Origin of the sequence: Streptomyces sp. BB1-1-1 (assembly GCF_031597775.1) — a bacterium.
In the GTDB taxonomy this organism is placed as follows: domain Bacteria; phylum Actinomycetota; class Actinomycetes; order Streptomycetales; family Streptomycetaceae; genus Streptomyces; species Streptomyces thinghirensis.
Genome location: NZ_CP134203.1, coordinates 5,608,738 through 5,625,273, shown reverse-complemented (window position 1 = coordinate 5,625,273; position 16,536 = coordinate 5,608,738). Strand labels below are relative to the sequence as shown.

Genomic DNA, 16,536 nt, shown 5'->3' with positions numbered 1-16,536 from the left:
TCCGGATCGCGTCACGTCCGGATCTACAGCGTTGCCGTCGCAACGCAATGTGCGACAGCATGTTCGAGTAGATTGTGATGCGCACGGGACACACGGGGGTGACACACGTGAAGTTCGACATGGGGTCCACGACCCTGTCGGATCTGGGCAAGAACACGGTCGGTTCGAGCACCGACCTGGGCACACTGATCCGCATGCTCATCCAGGCGGCCGAGCCGCTGGAGGGCAAGTTCAACGGATCCGGAAAGATCGCGTTCGACTCGTTCAAGACGCGCGCGGACGAGATCACCGCCGCGCTCAACGGGTCACTCAACGCGATCCTCGAAGGCCAGGGCGGAATGGACACCGCGTTCGCCACCGGTGACACCGAACAGCAGGACAACGCACAGCGGAACATGGGCGCGGCCAACTTCGACGCGGCCCGCTTCGGCGCGCGCTAGACCACCGGCCAGGGCAGAGATCGTGAATCACAGGGGGTTTTGACGATGGGCCAGAATCTGGACCGCCGTTCCTACGACACCGGCGCGTCGACCGAGGTGCAGGGCGGCTTGCAGGGGATCGTCGGGCAGTTGGAGCGGGTGCTGACCGACCGCGACAAGGCCGTGAAGGCCGCCATGGCCGACTTCCAGGCCGATGGCGTCTCCGATGAGTACCACGGCAAGGAAGTGCGCTGGAACCGCGCGGCCGACGAGGTGCGCAGCATCATCCAACTGGTGCGCACGACCCTCGAGGACAACGACGGGACGGCCCAGTCGACGCTGGCGAAGGCGCAGGCGGCGGTCGACAACATCGGCTGACGCGGAGCGCGTCGACGGACGACGGCGCACGGGGACACGTGGGGAACGGGGAATCCACATGACGGGGTGGGACATCTCGCCATCGGGCGTGCAAGGCGTCCTCAAGGAGACGGCGAAGGCGGCCGAAGGCCTCTCGAACACGGGGAAGGCCCTGCAGGAGACGCTGCCGAGCGCGGCCGGGTCGGCCGGCACGATCCAGCAGGGCGGCGTGGAGCGCAGCGGGGTCCAGGGCCCGGTCGCGGCGGCGCTGGGCGAGTTCTTCACCGCCTACCAGGAGAAGCTGATGTACGTCGCGATGCGCACGTCGAACTCCCTCAACGGGGCGGCCGATGCGACCAACGCGTACGTCAAGGGTGACCTGGACATGGCCGCGCGGGCGCAGGCGAACGCGCTGAAGGAACCGGAGATCGACCTGCCGGGGGCGGACGGGCAGCAGGGGGGCAAGTGAGCGCGGACCTGATCGACCCGCAGAACATCCCGCAGTTCACCGGTGACCTGGAGCAACTGGGCACGGACCACATGCTGCTGACGGGGGAGGCTCTGGTCTTCCGCCAGTCGGGCGCGGACGTCCACACCCGGTTCCAGGGCCTGTCCGCGTGCTACACGGCGCCGGAGGCGGAGCAGTTGTTCGCCACGACGGCGCCGGTGGCGGCCAAGGCGGACGAGTTCGCGGACGATCTGGAGAAGGCCGCGGCGGCCCTCAGCTCGTACGAGACGGAGATCCAGCCGCTCGTGGCCAGGCTGAAGAGCCTCAAACGGCGTGCGGAAACCTTCCGGCAGCAGATAGCGGGGGACGACGACTGGCGCGAGGACGACGACAACGTCCAGCTCAACAACGACCTGGTGCACGACGTCAACGCCACCACGGCCGCCTTCTGGCTGGCGGAGATCACCTGCCACAACACCATCACCGCGCTGGTGGGCGGCTCGACGCTGATCCTCGAGGACGGTGCGCAGAAGCGCCTCATGGAGCGCGGCACCAGCACCTACGGCTTCACTGCCGACCTGCTGAACCAGTCCGGGGAACTGCCGTGGGGCTCGACCGTGGAGAAGGAGCGGCACGGGCTCGACTGGCTGGGCCACCAGGTGTGGGAGTTCGGCAAGGGCTTCGTCGTCGACGGGGTGTGGGGCACGATCCGGGGCCTCGGCACCCTCGTCGGCGTCGACGGCTGGGACGCGGCGGGCGAGGCGTGGAAAGGGCTCGGCAAGCTCGCGACCGGTGTGCTCATCACCGCGGTCCCCGTCGTCGGCGTCGCCTACTGGGCGATGCCGGAGGACAAGCTGCCCTCCTACCTGCGCGACTCCCGCAACACGGTCAAGGAGGCGGGCAAGGCGCTGGTGGCGTGGGACCAGTGGGGCGAGAACCCCGCACGCGCGGGCGGCGCGGTCACCTTCAACGTCCTGACCACGGTGTTCACCGGAGGCGCCGGAGCCGCGGCGAAGAGCGGCACGGTGGCCCGCACGGTCGGCGCGCTCGGTAAGACCGCCCGACTGGTCGACCCCATGACGTATCTGGGCAAGGCCGCGACGTTCGGCACGGCCAAGGTCGCCGACCTCTTCGCCGGCCTGCGGGGCGTACACGCGGGCGCCTACGACGACATCCTCTCCGGCGCGGGACGCGTCCAGCCCGACGGCAGCGTGGTGCGGGTCGCCGACGACATGCCGGTCATCCGCGACAACGTGGTGGAGTGGCCGGACGGCACCCGCCTGAACCTGGACGACGGCTCGGTCGTCCGCGCGGACGGCACAACGGCCCCGGCGAAGGTGGAACTGTCAGCGGCCGACCGGGACCTGCTGGAGCGGAGCCTGCCGCACGAGGAGGGGGCGCTCGTCGGGGCGGGCGACCGGGCGGGTGCGCATGCCGCCGGGGGCACAGCGGCCCACGTCGGCGGCGACGCGACCGGGCGCGCCGGCGGGAACACTCCGGCCTCCGCCCACGTCGGCGAAAACACCGGGGCACGCGGAACGGGCACCGTGCCCGCCCGCGACACGGGCGGGCACGCGACGGGAGGCGACGGACCTTCCGGCGGCGGTGGGAACGACGGTGGCGCGATTCCCGGCCAACACTCGGGGACCGGCGGCGGTCGCACGGGTGGGGACGGCTCCGGCGGATCACCGTCCGGCAGCCGCGATTCGCTGGACGTCGAACGCGAGGTCATGCGCCGGCAGGTCGAACGGGCCAACAACGACCCCCAGTGGTTCAAGGACCACTACCGCGAGAACGGATACCGGCGCAACAGGAAGGCCGAGGGTGGTTACGGCCAGGCCGTACCGCAGCTGGCACGCAACCCGTTCGCTCCGCCCCAGTGGATCGCGGCCAGTGACATGCCCCCGGCCATCAGGGAGAGCTACGTGCGCCTGGACCCCATCGAGGGCAAGGCAGCGGACCTCCCCGACAGCACTCGGGACTACCTGGACGGACAGGCCGCCAAACGGGACGCGGCGGTCACGGCCGACAAGGCGGCGGAGGACGTCCTCAAGGACGCGGAGAAGGCCTACGCCGCCAACCCCACGGACGAACTGTCCGCCGCGAGGGATCTCGCCGACGAGACCCACTCACCGCTCCACGGCGACGCCAACCGGCAGGCCGAACTGCTCGGTGAGTACGCGGCCGAGCGCCACGCGATACCGGAGCACTACGAGGGCGCGGTACGCCTGGACGACGGAGCGTTCGGCAACAATCGGTTCGACCAGGCGTACCGGACGACTGACGGCCGGTACGTCGTGGTCGAGGCGAAGGGGTCTACGACGGCCTCCCTCGGAACGCGTAAGGGGCACAGTGGACGGTTGGTGACACAGGGAACGCGGGAGTACTTTCAAACCATTCTCGATCAAATGGAACTCCGGGCCGAAAGACATGAGAAGAGGGCAGAGAAGACCGGCGACCAGGACCTGCTCAAATCCGCCGAGGCCGAACGTAAACTGGCAGAAAACCTGAGCACGGCGCTCAAACAAGGCGAAGTGGACTATGTGCTCGTGAAAGCAAAGCCCGATGGGGCTGCGTACGCCGGCTACGAGATGCTGCAGTTCAATATCACGAAATGAGGAAACCGTTCATGTCAACGAGGGTTTCGCGGCCACCGGAAGAAGGAAGTCACCCGGATCCGGACGGACTTCGGCAGAAAACCAATGCGCGCACCCTCAAAGACATCGAAAGTCTGGAGGAGTACCCGGACAGCCTCGGCATGACGTTCAACCGCGCGCTTCACAGGGCCGCGTTCCTGTGTACCGAGGACCCCACCGCCAGCGAGCTGGAGACCTGGGAAGCCTGGGTCATGGCCATGCAGGTCGGGTCTGCCCTGTTCGCCTCGGCGACCGCTCCCGAGGGTTCCACCGTCGAGTGCATGATCGGTCATGAGGTGCGGACGATCCCCGCCGTGGGGGTCACGCACTTCGTCGACGCGGGGACCTGGCTGGAAGCGTTCTGGCTCGCGGTCGTGTGCCGGGACCAGGCACGGATGACACAGTTGTGCCAGGTACCGATCGAGACGCTGCGCGCCTCCGGCGCCGTCTTCGAGGAGTACATCTACCACTGGGTGGACGTACTCCAGACGTACTGGCTGGAGCGGCCTGGCATCGGGGACAAGCTCGTCGCCACATTCGACGCCACCGACCCGGACCGGCTGCGGTTCATGGACCGCGAGATGATGCTCAAGGTCCTTTACCCGCCGGTCAATCTGTTCTACCGCTTCGTCAGCCAGGACACCGACAAGTTCAACGAGGCCCTCGTCCAAGGGCTCGAACTCCACAAGGAGTACTGGAATGCGAGCGAGGAGCGCCAGGAGACGGGTGACGGCGATATCCCTCTCGCGATCCTCGCCCTCACCTGCCTCGCCCATGACGCCGGGCGGCCCATCGAGGTCGAATCGGAGTATCTGCCCGAGGACCTGCTTAAGCGCGCCTGGCTGGGCGAATTCCCCACGTGACACGAGGTAGATGATCAGCATGACCGCCCAGGACTACGACAGCCAGCTCCTCGAATCCGTCTCCGTACGGCGGCGGCGGTTGCGGGACGCCCTGCTGTTCGGGGCGCAGCGGCAACGGCGTGCCGTGGACGAGCGGTTGGGGAAAGTGGTCGCCGGGATGGTGATCGCGGCCGTGCTGTGCGCGGGGTGTGTGGGGTGGTCGTTCGTGTCGCACCGGCTGATCGGGCAGAGCAGCCCGTACTCTCCCGGTGTTTCCACGCCGTCCAGTAGTCCTACAAGCCGGTGATAGGTTCGCGAACGTGATGTCTACGGGGGCCCTGAGCAGGGAAACGGCGGGTGGGTCGGCGCTGTTGAGCCGGGTCACGCTCCTCGGTGAACGGCGGCGCGTCGACCTCGTGCTTCCGGCGCGCGAGCCGGTCGGGCTGCTGCTGCCCGAGATCATGCGGTTGTTGGACGACCGCGCGGAGGGACGGCCCGCCTCACGCCACCTCGTCACGGTGGACGGCTCCGCGCTCGATCACGACAGCACACTGGAGACCTCGGGCATCCGCGACGGCGCCGTCCTGCGTCTCGTCCGTGCGGAGGACGCCCCGCCCGCCCCCGTCGTGCACGACGTCGCCGACGAGGCGGCCGAGGACCTCGGTCACCGAAGAGGGCTGTGGGGACCCGCCGCCCGGCGGGTCACGGCGGGCGGCGCGAGCGTGGGCTGGGTGATCGGCGCCGCCCTGTTCGCACGTGCGCAGTACGACGACAAGGCCGCGGTCGCCGCCGCACTGCTCACCGCCGCCGGTACGGTCACGGTCGCGGGGGCGGTCCTGGGGCGGGTACGCAGGCACGGGCTCGCCGCGACCCTCCTGTGTGCCGCCGGCGCGCTCGGTGTGCTGGGCGTGTGGAGCCTCGTCGACGACCTCGGCGGCTCCTCGGCGGGCGCCCTGCGGCTCGCCGGGGTGGCCGCCGTGAGCGTGCTGGTGCTCGCCCTCCTCGGGCTGTGCACGCCGCTGGGGCGGGGCGGGATCGTGGGCGCCGGTGCCGTGGCCGTGACCGCCGTCGGCTGGGAGACCGTCGTCGCCCTGCAGGCCGGCGCCGGGACGGCGGAACAGCAGGCGCGTGCCGGGGCCGTTCTCGGCGTCGTCAGTGTGGTCGTACTCGGGGTGCTGCCGCGGCTCGCGCTGATGGCGTCCGGGCTCTCGGGGCTCGACGACCGCCGGGCCGGGGGGATCTCCGTCAGCCGCTACCAGGTGACCGCCGCGCTGGCCGCCGCCCATCGTGGCCTGGTACTCGCCACCGTCACCGTGGCCGGGTCGGCAGCCGTGGCCGCCGTACTGGCGCTGCGGGACCCCTCCGTGTGGACGGTGCCGCTGGCCGCGGTCGTCGCGGTGGTGCTGGCCCTGCGGGCCCGGGCGTTTCCGCTGGTCGCCGAGGTGGTCGTGCTGCTGACCGCCGCGGCGGCCGTCGTCGTACGGTTGCTGACGGTGTGGGGGGAACGGTCCTCGGCCGCGGCTCCGCTGGCCGTCCTCGTCGTGCTGGCGGTCCTGCCGCTCGTCGTGCTCGCCGTGCAGCCTGCCGAGCACGTACGGGTCCGGCTGCGGCGCGTCGGTGACCTGCTCGAATCGGTGGGGGTCATCACGCTGCTTCCGCTGCTCGCCGGGGCGTTCGGTGTGTACGGGCGACTGCTCGACACCTTCGCTTAGGGGGCACGGCGGCATGACACAGGGACAGGGCGATCAGTGGCGGGAGCAGCCGTCGGCACCCGGCGGGGGCGGCGACTGGCAGCGGGACGTGCTGCGGGAGCTGGGCGGGGGTTCCGGGAGCAGCCACCCGGATGCGGCTGCCCGGCCCGGCGAGCCCGCGCTGCGGCTCGTGCACCCCGCACCCGACCAGCCCGCGGCCACGGCTGCTGCGACAGAGGCGGAAGCGGGTGCGGACACCGGCGGTGACGCGTCCCCGGACCCCAGATCCCGTGCCCGGGCCGCCGACGAGCCGGGCCCGGAGCGGCCCGCGGCACCGGCCGCCCCCGTCCCCGCCCGCGACCCCGGTCCCGGCCTCCCCGTCGCCCCCGCCCCCGAGTCCTCCCCCACCCTCGATCCCCGCCTCCTCCTCGCCCTGGGACGCCCCCTGCACGGCGACTCCGTGACCCGGCGTACGGGGCGGACGCTGCGCAAGCTCACCTCGTCCGTGGCGCAGGACGTAGCCGAACAGACCCGGATCGCACGGCAGTTGCAGCAGCCCGTCACCACGGGCCGGGTGGTGGCCGTCACCTCCATCCGTGGCGGTGTCGGCAAGTCCACCGTCTCCGCGCTGCTCGGGCGCACCCTCAACCACTACCGGCACGACCCGGTGCTGACCCTGGAGGCGGACACCGCGCTGGGCACCCTGCCGGTGCGCATGGGTGCCGAGGCGGTGCGCTGGACGTGCGCCGATCTCGCACCGATCCTCCACCCCTCCATGCGGCTGACGGACGTGACCGGCTACTTGGTGCCGGTGTCCGACGGCGGCTGGCTGCTGCCCGCGAGCCGGGGCCAGGTCGGTCCGCCGCTCGACATGACGGCGTACCGCAAGGTGACACTGGCGCTGCGCCGCTACTTCGCGGTGACCGTGGCCGACTGTGAGACGCTCCCCGGCGAGGTGGCCCGTACGGCGATGGACACCGCGCACGCCCGGGTCGTGGTCGCGCCGACCACGGCGGAGGGTGTCGGCGCCACCCGCCAGGTGCTGGACTGGCTGGCACGGTTGCCGCACTCGGCCCTGGCCACGACGGTCGTGGCGCTGGTGGCGAACACCCCCGACACCGTCCTCGACGACAAGACGGCCGCGGGGCATCTCAGGGAGTCCGGCGTCACCGTAGTCACCGTGCCGTACGACCGTCATCTGGCCGGCGGCGGCCCCATCCGCACCGACCTCCTGGCACACGCCACGCAACAGGCCGTGCTGCGGCTGGCCGCCGAGGTGATGGGGCGCGCGGTGAGGGTGCGGTGAGTGTCCGGCCGGGACGCCCCGGCTCGTACCCGCCCCGACCCGGCTCGTGCCCGCCCCGCCCCTCCTCCGCCACGACCCGCTCCGGAGAAGTACGCCCGTGACCCTGCAGATCGTCCACCGGCCCGCCCGCAGCACCCGTCCCGTCGAGCCCGCCCGGCCTCGTACGGTCGAGGCGCCGCCCAACCTGCCCGAAGGGAAGATCGGCAACGCGGCCACCGCCCTGCTGCCGATGGCCGGCGTCCTGGGCTCCGTGGTGATGATGACCGTGGTCCGCAACAGCCGGTTCGCGGTGGTGGGCGCGGTCGTGCTGGTCTTCGCGCTGCTGGGGGCGGTGGCGCTGTTCCTGTCGCAGCGCGGCAAGGCGCAGCGCACCCGGCGAACCCAACGTGAGCGCTACCTGGAGTACCTGGAGGAACTCCGGGAGGAACTCGGCGCCGCGGAGCGCCGGCTGCGGGACGCGGAGCGGGAGCTGAATCCGCCGCCGGGGGCCCTGTACGACCTGGTGCGGGACCCCGCCCGGCTGTGGGAACGGCGCCGCCGGGACGCCGACTTCCTGCGGGTGCGGGTCGGCCTCGGTGACGTACCGGCCCAGGAGCCGACGATCCAGCAGAGCGGCGCCGGCGGGGTGCTGACGCCACCGGACCCGTTCATGCTCAACGAGGCGCGCGCCCTGCAGCGCCGGTTCGCGACGGCCGCCGACGTGCCCTTGACGGTGCCGTTGGACCGGGCGGGGAACGTCAGCGTCGTCGGCGACCGGGAGGACGTCCTGCGGGTCGTCCGGGCGCTGCTGGCGCAGACGGCGGTGACGCACGCTCCCGATGACGTCGCGCTCGCCCTGGCCGTACCCTGCGAGCGGATCGCCGAGTGGCAGTGGGCGAAGTGGCTGCCCCATGTGCTGGATCCGCAGGCGCACGACGGTCCGGTGGCCGCCCGCCGGATCGCGCCGGACCTCGGGCAGCTGGCCGGAGTGCTGCGGCACGAGCTGGGCCGACGGTCCGCGTACGCGGCGGAGGTGCGGCGCGGTCTGGCCGATCGGAACGCGCTGCGACTGGCGGGCCGGCTGCTGGTGGTCGTCGACGCCCACGGCGAGCCGGCCGCCGAACTGCCCCGCCCGGACTCGGCGGTCGGGCTGCCGGACATGGGGGTCACCGTGGTGCATCTCCTGCAGGAGCAGGTCCACGAGCCGGACGAGGTGAGCGTGCGCATCACCGTCCAGGGCGAGCGGGTGACCGTCGAGGACCTGGGCGGTTCCGCCGCCGAGGGCGCCGCCGCGCCGGTCACCGCCGAGGGCACCGCCGACCCGGTCACCGCGGCCGGGGCGGAGGGCATCGCCCGGCTGCTGGCCCCGCTGCGGCTGTCACCGGAGTCCGTCGCCGAAGGAAGCCCCGTCACCGGCCCGGTCGACTTCCCCGCCCTCCTCGGCATCGCCGACCCCGCCGGCCTCGACCTGCCCACCCTGTGGAAGCCCCGCAGCGAACGCGACTTCCTCCGCGTCCCCATCGGCCTCACGGACCGTCATGAACCGGTCCTGCTGGACCTGAAGGAGTCCTCCCAGCTCGGCATGGGCCCGCACGGGCTGTGCGTGGGCGCGACCGGTTCGGGCAAGAGCGAGCTGCTGCGCACCCTCGTCCTCGCCCTGGCCGCCACCCACTCCCCGGAAGACCTGGCGCTCGTCCTGGTCGACTACAAGGGCGGCGCCACGTTCGCCCCCTTCGCCGAATTGCCGCACACCGCCGGAATGATCACCAACCTGGAGAACCAGGCCGGGCTCGTCGAACGTGTCCACACCAGCCTCGCCGGTGAGGTCAAACGCCGCCAGCAGGTCCTGAAGGACGCCGGCAACGTCGCCGACATCGGCCACCACGCGGTGCTGCGCGCGACGGAGCGGCCGGACCTCGAGCCGCTCCCGCACCTGTTCGTCGTCATCGACGAGTTCGGCGAACTCCTCACCGCGAAACCGGACTTCATCGACCTGTTCCTGTCCATCGGCCGCATCGGCCGCTCCATCGGCGTCCACCTGCTGCTGTCCAGCCAGCGCATCGAGGGCGGCAAGCTCAAGGGCCTGGACACCTACCTGTCGTACCGGCTGGGCCTGCGCACCTTCTCCGCCGACGAGTCCCGCACGGTCCTCGACACCACCGACGCCTTCCATCTCCCGCCCCTGCCCGGATTCGGCTACCTCAAGGTCGACACCTCCACCTACGAACGGTTCAAGGCCGGCTACGTCTCCGGCGCCCACCGCGGCCCGGCCTCCCGCGAGCAGCGGGACGAGGAGCCGCTCGCCCTGCCCTACCCGGCGTACAACACCGCGGAGCGGGACGAGGAGCCGGCGGCGCAACCCTCCGCCACCCGGCGGGAGACCGGCCCGACCGTCCTGTCCCTCATGGTCGGCCGGCTCACCGGCGCCGCGCCCGCGGTGCGCCGTGTCTGGCTGCCCCCGCTGCCGGACGCCGTCGCCCTCGACACGGCCGCCGGACCGGTCCGGGTCTCCGAGCACGGACTGCACCTGGCACGCGCCACGGGCGGGATGCGGGTGCCGCTCGGCGTGCTCGACGACCCGGCCCGCCAGTGGCAGGGCCAGTGGGTGCTGGACCTGACCACGGCCGGCGGTCACGTGGCCGTGATCGGCGGCCCCCAGTCCGGCAAGACCACGCTCCTGCGGACCCTCGTACTGTCCCTGGCGGTCACCCACACCCCCCGCGACGTCGCCGTGTACGGCCTGGACCTGGTCGGCGGCGGCCTGTCGGCACTGGCCGCCCTGCCGCACGTCGGCGGGATCGCCGGACGGGCCGACCGGGAGCGCGCGGCCCGCACGGTCGCCGAGGTGCGCACCATGCTCGCCGAGCGCGAGGTACTGTTCCGCGAGCACGGCATCGACTCCGTCGACCAACTGCGCCGGCTCCGCTCCCAGGGCCGACTGCCGCGGCTCGGTTCCACCGACGTCGTGCTCGTGGTCGACGGTTTCGGCGCGCTGCGCGACGGCTTCGCCGACCTCGACGAGCCGGTCGCCGACCTGCTGAAGCGGGGCGGCGGCTACGGCATCCACGTGGTGGCGGGCATGCTGCGCTGGAACGACGTCCGCATCGCCACCCAGTCGCTCTTCGGTACCCGCGCCGAACTGCGCCTGAACGACCCCGCCGACTCCTCCGTCGACCGCAAGCTCTCCCAGACCCTCTCACCGGACGTGCCCGGCCGGGTGCTCACCGACGGCAAGCTGTTCGCGCAGGCCGCCCTGCCCCGCGTCGACGGCTCCGCCACGACCGGTGACCTGGGCCCCGCCCTGGACGAGGCGGCCCGGACCGTCCGCGCCACCTGGCACGGCGAACCCGCCGCCCCGGTGCGGGTGCTGCCGGCCCGGCTGCCGACGACCCGGCTGCCCTCGGCGTCCGCCGAGCCGCGGCGGATACCGGTCGGCCTCGACCAGGACGCCCTCGCCCCCGTGCTGCTCGACCTCTTCGGCGGCGACCAGCACCTGCTGGTCCTCGGCGACAACGAGTGCGGCAAGACGAACCTGCTGAAGCTGATCGTCGCAGGGCTCGTCGAGCGGTACTCCGACGACGAACTGGTCTTCGGTGTCTTCGACCCCCGCCGCGGTCTGCGCGGCGTCGTCCCAGAACCGTACCGGGGCGGCTACGCCCACAACGCCACGCTCGCCGCCGCCCTCTCCACGGGCATCGCCGCCGAACTCGACAAGCGGCTGCCGGAGACCGCCGACCCGGACGGGCCCGAGACCGGCGAACCCGCCTTCCGGGGCCCGCGCATCGTCATCCTCGTCGACGACTACGACATCCTCACCACCGCCGGACAGCAGCCCCTCGCTCCCTTCCTGCCGTACATCTCCTCCGCGCAGGACATCGGCCTGCACGTCGTCCTGGCACGCCGCGCCGCGGGAGCCTCCCGCGCGCTCTACGAGCCGCTCCTGACCACCCTGCGCGAGACGGGCACCACCGCCCTGGTGATGACCGGCGACCGCACCGAAGGGCAGCTCTTTCCCGGCCTGTACGCCTCCCAGCAGCCGCCGGGCCGGGGCACCCTGGTCCGCCGCGGCCGACGCCATCAACTCGTGCAGACCGCGCTGACCGGGGCCGGAGAAGGAGAGTCGTGACCAAGGACGTCATCGCCCTCACCCCGAAGATGCCCGACACCTGGGCCCTGCTGGCCGGCCTGTACGCGGGCGGCCCCGAGGCGGCCCTGACCGCCGGGTCCCAGGGCGCCGTGCTGCGGCTGTGCGCCCCGGACGGCAGACCCCTCGTGTCCGTGGAGGCCCCGCTGCTCGTCCAGGTCCCCGGCGAGGCCGAACGGCTGCTCGGGCGGGACATGCCCGTGCCGTTCTGGTGGACCGAGGCCCGGGCCTCCGGCGCCGTCCCCGGGGCCGAGCGACTGGCGGCATCGGTGTGCGGGCGGCTCGCCCTGCTGCTGGGCGGCGGCACCTGGCCCGAGCCGGCGGCGAGCACCGAGGTCGTGGACGTGCCCGCGGCCGTCGCGCCGGACGACGGACAGCCGGTCGTCGACGTCCTCACCGACACCACGTCCGTCGTCCTGGCCGACCGTCCCGTCCTGGCCCTGACCACCTGGCTGTCGGAGGTGCTGCGCGGCACCTCCGAGACGGACCGCGCCCTGCAGATCGTCACCCCGCCGCACGTCCGGCTCAGTGCCCCCGCCCGCGCCACCCTCCTCCAGGTGCCCAACCGCTGGGTCGTCCAGGACCCGGCACAGGGCTACTACGACGGGCTGTCCGGGACGGTGCTGCGCTGGCAGAGCGGGACGTTCACCCCCGTGCTCGGGGCGGGCGGCACCGCCTCGGTCGCCGAGGCGTTCGGCCGGACGTGCCCCACAGGGGACCGGCAGCTCGTCGTGGCGTTCCGCACGACTCTCCCCGCGCGCGAGGACGTCGTCCTGGGCGAAGCGCTCGAGGCGGCCTGGCGCGCGCTCACCGGTTCGGCCCCGGCCGGCTGGGGCACCGCGGAACCCGTCAACCTGCCCTGGTCACCGCGCCGGCTGACCGATCTGGCCCGTGACCGGGCCCCCGAGCCGACCCATCTGCTCGTGACGGGGCATCCCGGCCGACCGGCGCTGGCCTGGATCCGGGTCACGCGGACCACCGCGGGCGTCGAGCAGGACATGACGCTCACCCTCGGGTACGGGGAGGGTGAGGAACCGCCCCTGGAGGCGATCGCGCCCCTCGCCGAGACCCTCGTCGTCGAACACGGCCTGACGACGATGCTGGCCTCGGTGCGGCGGGCCTCCCGCGATCTCACCACTCCTCCCGTGCTTCAGGCACCGCCCGTCCCGGTCTCCTTCACCCTGGGCGCGCGGGACGTGCGGGGCATCGGGCTCACCCATGCCCGGCGCCCGCCCGTCGAGGTGCGGCCCGTCGCCCTGGGGCCCGCCACCGGACCCGCCCTGCACTACCCACTGGGCGACGGGTCGGACGTCGGTGCCCTCGTCGGGCTGCGCCGTCTGGCGGCGCATCTGCGGGCGGGTGTGCCGGCGGCGGAGGCGGGGCCGGAGTCGGGGTCGGAGCCCTGACGCTGTGTTCCGGGGCGACTACCGGCCCACGTGTTCCACGAACCGTGCCGCCGTCTCGGCGAGCACCTCCCGCCCGTCCCGCGCCCACAGCCCCTCGTTGAACAGCTCGACCTCGATGGCACCGGTGTACCCGGCCGCCTCCACGTACCCCTTCCACTCCCGCATGTCGATCGCGCCGTCCCCGATCTGGCCGCGGCCGTTGAGGACGCCCTCGGGCAGCGGAGTGGTCCAGTCGGCGAGCTGGAAGGTGTGGATGCGTCCGCCCGCCCCGGCCCGGGCGATCTGCTCGGGCGCCCGGTCGTCCCACCAGATGTGGTACGTGTCGACGGTGACGCCGACCTGGTGCGCCGGGAAGCGTTCGGCGAGGTCCAGGGCCTGGGTGAGGGTGGAGACCACGCAGCGGTCGGAGGCGTACATGGGGTGCAGGGGCTCGATGGCGAGCCGTACGCCGTGCCGCTCGGCGTAGGGGCCCAGTTCCGTCAGGGCGTCGGCGATGCGTTCCCGGGCGGCGCGCAGGTCCGTGTCGCCGGCCGGGAGACCGCCCGAGACCAGGACGAGGGTGTCGGTGCCGAGGGTGGCGGCCTCGTCGACGGCACGGCGGTTGTCCGCCAGGGCCTTCGCGCGTTCGTCCGCGTCGGTCGCCGTGAGGAAGCCGCCGCGGCACAGGGTGGTGACGGTCAGGCCCGCGTCGCGGACCAGCTTGGCCGCCGCCTCGACGCCGTACGCCTGGACGGGTTCACGCCACAGGCCTACGTTGCCGACGCCGAGTTCGCGGCAGGCGGCGGTCAGTTCGGGCAGCGACAGCTGCTTGACCGTCATCTGGTTGATGCTGAAACGCGTCAGGTCGTGATCGGGGCCGAGGTCGCTCACTGGTCCACTCCGTACAGGTTCAGCAGGGTGCGCATGCGTTCCTCCGCGCGCTTCGGGTCGGGGAACAGGCCGAGGCCGTCCGCCAGTTCGTAGGCGCGGGCGAGGTGCGGCAGGGAGCGGGCCGACTGGAGGCCGCCGACCATCGTGAAGTGGCTCTGGTGACCGGCCAGCCAGGCCAGGAGGACCACTCCCGTCTTGTAGTAGCGGGTGGGGGCCCGGAAGAGGTGGCGGGAGAGTTCCACGGTGGGGTCGAGGAGGGCGCGGAAGCCTTCCGTGTTCCCCGTGTCCAGGACGCGGACCGCCTCGGCCGCCAGCGGGCCCAGCGGGTCGAAGATGCCGAGCAGCGCGTGGCTGAAGCCCTGCTCGTCGCCGGCGATCAGCTCGGGGTAGTTGAAGTCGTCGCCGGTGTAGCAGCGCACGCCCTGCGGGAGGCGGCGGCGCACGTCGATCTCGCGCTGGGCGTCCAACAGGGAGACCTTGATGCCGTCGACCTTGTCGGGGTGGGCGGCGATGACGTCCAGGAAGGTGCCGGTGGCCGCGTCGAGGTCGGACGAACCCCAGTAGCCCTCCAGGGCCGGGTCGAACATCGGGCCGAGCCAGTGCAGGATCACCGGTTCGGCGGCCTGGCGGAGCAGGTGGCCGTAGACCTCCAGGTAGTCCTCGGGGCTCCGCGCCGACGCGGCCAGGGCGCGGGAGGCCATCAGGATGGCCTGGGCGCCCGACTCCTCGACGACGGCGAGCTGTTCCTCGTAGGCCGCCCGGACCTCGGCGAGGGTGCCGCCCGTGATCTGGTCGGTGCCGACGCCGCAGGCGATGCGGCCGCCGGTCGCCTTCGCCTCGGCGGCGGACCGGCGGATGAGTTCGGCCGCGCCGGCCCAGTCCAGGCCCATGCCGCGCTGGGCGGTGTCCATGGCCTCGGCGACACCGAGCCCGTGGGACCACAGGTGGCGGCGGAAGGCGAGGGTGGCGTCCCAGTCGACGGCGGCGGGGCCGTCGGGCGTGGTGTCCGCGTACGGGTCGGCGACGACGTGCGCGGCCGAGAAGACCGTACGGGAGGTGAAAGCGCTTCCTGGGGCTTCCCGGGTGACGGCGAGGGGCTCGGTGCGGGGCTCGTAGGTGCGCAGGGCGCCGCCCGCGTCCGGCAGGTGGAGGGTCACAGCGCGATCTCCGGTACGTCCAGGCGGCGGCCCTCGGCCGAGGACTTCAGGCCCAGTTCGGCGAGCTGCACGCCGCGGGCGCCGGCCAGCAGGTCCCAGTGGTAGGGGGCGTCGGCGTAGACGTGGCGCAGGAACAGTTCCCACTGGGCCTTGAAGCCGTTGTCGAAGTCCCCGTTGTCCGGGACCTCCTGCCACTGGTCGCGGAAGACCTCGGTGGCGGGGATGTCCGGGTTCCACACCGGCTTGGGGGTGGCGGAGCGGTGCTGGACGCGGCAGTCGCGCAGGCCGGCGACGGCGGAGCCCTCGGTGCCGTCGACCTGGAACTCGACGAGTTCGTCGCGGTTGACGCGCACGGTCCAGGAGGAGTTGATCTGGGCGATCGTGCCGCCGTCGAGCTCGAAGACGCCGTACGCCGCGTCGTCGGCGGTGGCGTCGTAGGGCTTGCCGTTCTCGTCCCAGCGCTGCGGGACGTGGGTGGTGGCGAGGGCCTGGACGGACTTCACGCGGCCGAACAGCTCGTGCAGGACGTACTCCCAGTGCGGGAACATGTCGACGACGATGCCGCCGCCGTCCTCGGCGCGGTAGTTCCAGGAGGGGCGCTGTGCGTCCTGCCAGTCGCCCTCGAAGACCCAGTAGCCGAACTCGCCGCGCACGGACAGGATGCGGCCGAAGAAGCCGCCGTCGATGAGGCGCTTGAGCTTGAGCAGGCCGGGGAGGAAGAGCTTGTCCTGGACGACGCCGTGCTTGATGCCGGCGGCGTTGGCCAGGCGGGCGAGTTCCAGGGCGCCGTCCAGGCCGGTGGCGGTGGGCTTCTCGGTGTAGACGTGCTTGCCCGCGGCGATCGCCTTCTTGATCGCCTCCTCGCGGGCCGAGGTCACCTGGGCGTCGAAGTAGATGTCCACGGTGGGGTCGGCGAGGACCGCGTCCACGTCCGTGGAGACGTGCTCCAGGCCGTGCCGTTCGGCCAGCGTCCGCAGCGCGTGCTCACGGCGGCCGACCAGGATCGGTTCCGGCCACAGCACGGTGCCGTCGCCGAGGTCGAGGCCGCCCTGTTCGCGGAGGGCCAGGATGGAGCGGACGAGGTGCTGGCGGTAGCCCATGCGCCCGGTCACACCGTTCATGGCGATTCGCACCGTCTTGCGTGTCACGTCGTTCCCTTCGTACGGGCGGTGAGGTGGAGGTAGTGCGGTACAGCAAGCGCTTTCTATGCAGTACGAAGCTAGCCTGTGGACGGTGGTCTGGACAAGACCGGGACCCGGGCGAGTTGTTCGAGGGGACGAA

At 72.3% G+C, this 16,536-nt stretch carries 13 protein-coding genes; 10 read left to right on the top strand and 3 right to left on the bottom strand.

Features of this window, described 5'->3' with window-relative positions:
- Nucleotides 1-107 precede the first annotated feature (107 nt).
- The 10 genes from RI578_RS25830 to RI578_RS25785 all read left to right on the top strand — a co-directional run bounded on the left by RI578_RS25830 (nucleotide 108) and on the right by RI578_RS25785 (nucleotide 13,228).
- Nucleotides 108-440, top strand: a complete 333-nt coding sequence (locus RI578_RS25830) for a hypothetical protein (protein WP_310873306.1) — start codon at nucleotides 108-110, stop codon at nucleotides 438-440.
- A 45-nt stretch (nucleotides 441-485) separates the two neighbouring features.
- Nucleotides 486-797, top strand: a complete 312-nt coding sequence (locus RI578_RS25825; protein WP_310873305.1) for a pore-forming ESAT-6 family protein — start codon at nucleotides 486-488, stop codon at nucleotides 795-797.
- A gap of 58 nt (nucleotides 798-855) precedes the next feature.
- Nucleotides 856-1,245 carry a DUF6507 family protein gene (locus tag RI578_RS25820; protein ID WP_310873304.1) on the top strand — a complete coding sequence of 130 codons (390 nt, stop codon included), beginning with the start codon at nucleotides 856-858 and terminating at the stop codon, nucleotides 1,243-1,245.
- A complete protein-coding gene (locus RI578_RS25815; RefSeq protein ID WP_310873303.1) occupies nucleotides 1,242-3,842 on the top strand; it encodes a hypothetical protein in 2,601 nt (866 codons plus the stop codon). Before RI578_RS25820 ends, RI578_RS25815 begins: the two co-directional genes overlap by 4 nt.
- Nucleotides 3,843-3,982: 140 nt before the next feature.
- Nucleotides 3,983-4,723 carry an immunity 49 family protein gene (locus RI578_RS25810; protein ID WP_310873302.1) on the top strand — a complete coding sequence of 247 codons (741 nt, stop codon included), beginning with the start codon at nucleotides 3,983-3,985 and terminating at the stop codon, nucleotides 4,721-4,723.
- 19 nt (nucleotides 4,724-4,742) lie between these two features.
- Nucleotides 4,743-5,009 (top strand): hypothetical protein, encoded by a 267-nt coding sequence (locus tag RI578_RS25805; RefSeq protein WP_310875862.1) that lies wholly within the window; start codon nucleotides 4,743-4,745, stop codon nucleotides 5,007-5,009.
- Between the two features lie 16 nt (nucleotides 5,010-5,025).
- A complete protein-coding gene (gene eccD / locus RI578_RS25800; protein WP_310875861.1) occupies nucleotides 5,026-6,414 on the top strand; it encodes a type VII secretion integral membrane protein EccD in 1,389 nt (462 codons plus the stop codon).
- Between the two features lie 13 nt (nucleotides 6,415-6,427).
- Complete coding sequence (locus tag RI578_RS25795) at nucleotides 6,428-7,699, top strand: hypothetical protein (RefSeq protein ID WP_310873301.1); 1,272 nt, start codon at nucleotides 6,428-6,430, stop codon at nucleotides 7,697-7,699.
- Nucleotides 7,700-7,796: 97 nt separating this feature from the next.
- A complete protein-coding gene (gene eccCa / locus RI578_RS25790) occupies nucleotides 7,797-11,804 on the top strand; it encodes a type VII secretion protein EccCa (RefSeq protein ID WP_310873300.1) in 4,008 nt (1,335 codons plus the stop codon).
- Nucleotides 11,801-13,228, top strand: coding sequence for a DUF6177 family protein (locus RI578_RS25785; protein ID WP_310873299.1), 1,428 nt, complete (start codon nucleotides 11,801-11,803; stop codon nucleotides 13,226-13,228). The genes eccCa and RI578_RS25785 overlap by 4 nt, the downstream gene beginning before the upstream one ends.
- An 18-nt stretch (nucleotides 13,229-13,246) precedes the next feature.
- Here RI578_RS25785 and RI578_RS25780 read toward each other — a convergent pair whose 3' ends face one another.
- The 3 genes from RI578_RS25780 to RI578_RS25770 are packed head-to-tail and all read right to left on the bottom strand — an operon-like array spanning nucleotide 13,247 to nucleotide 16,403.
- Nucleotides 13,247-14,047 (bottom strand): sugar phosphate isomerase/epimerase family protein, encoded by an 801-nt coding sequence (locus RI578_RS25780; protein WP_310875860.1) that lies wholly within the window; start codon nucleotides 14,045-14,047, stop codon nucleotides 13,247-13,249.
- 47 nt (nucleotides 14,048-14,094) lie between these two features.
- Entirely contained in the window at nucleotides 14,095-15,255 is a 1,161-nt protein-coding gene (locus RI578_RS25775; RefSeq protein WP_310873298.1) for a dihydrodipicolinate synthase family protein, read from the bottom strand.
- Nucleotides 15,252-16,403: a Gfo/Idh/MocA family oxidoreductase gene (locus tag RI578_RS25770; protein ID WP_310873297.1), complete on the bottom strand. Its 1,152-nt coding sequence runs from the start codon at nucleotides 16,401-16,403 to the stop codon at nucleotides 15,252-15,254. Before RI578_RS25770 ends, RI578_RS25775 begins: the two co-directional genes overlap by 4 nt.
- Between the last annotated feature and the right edge of the window lie 133 nt (nucleotides 16,404-16,536).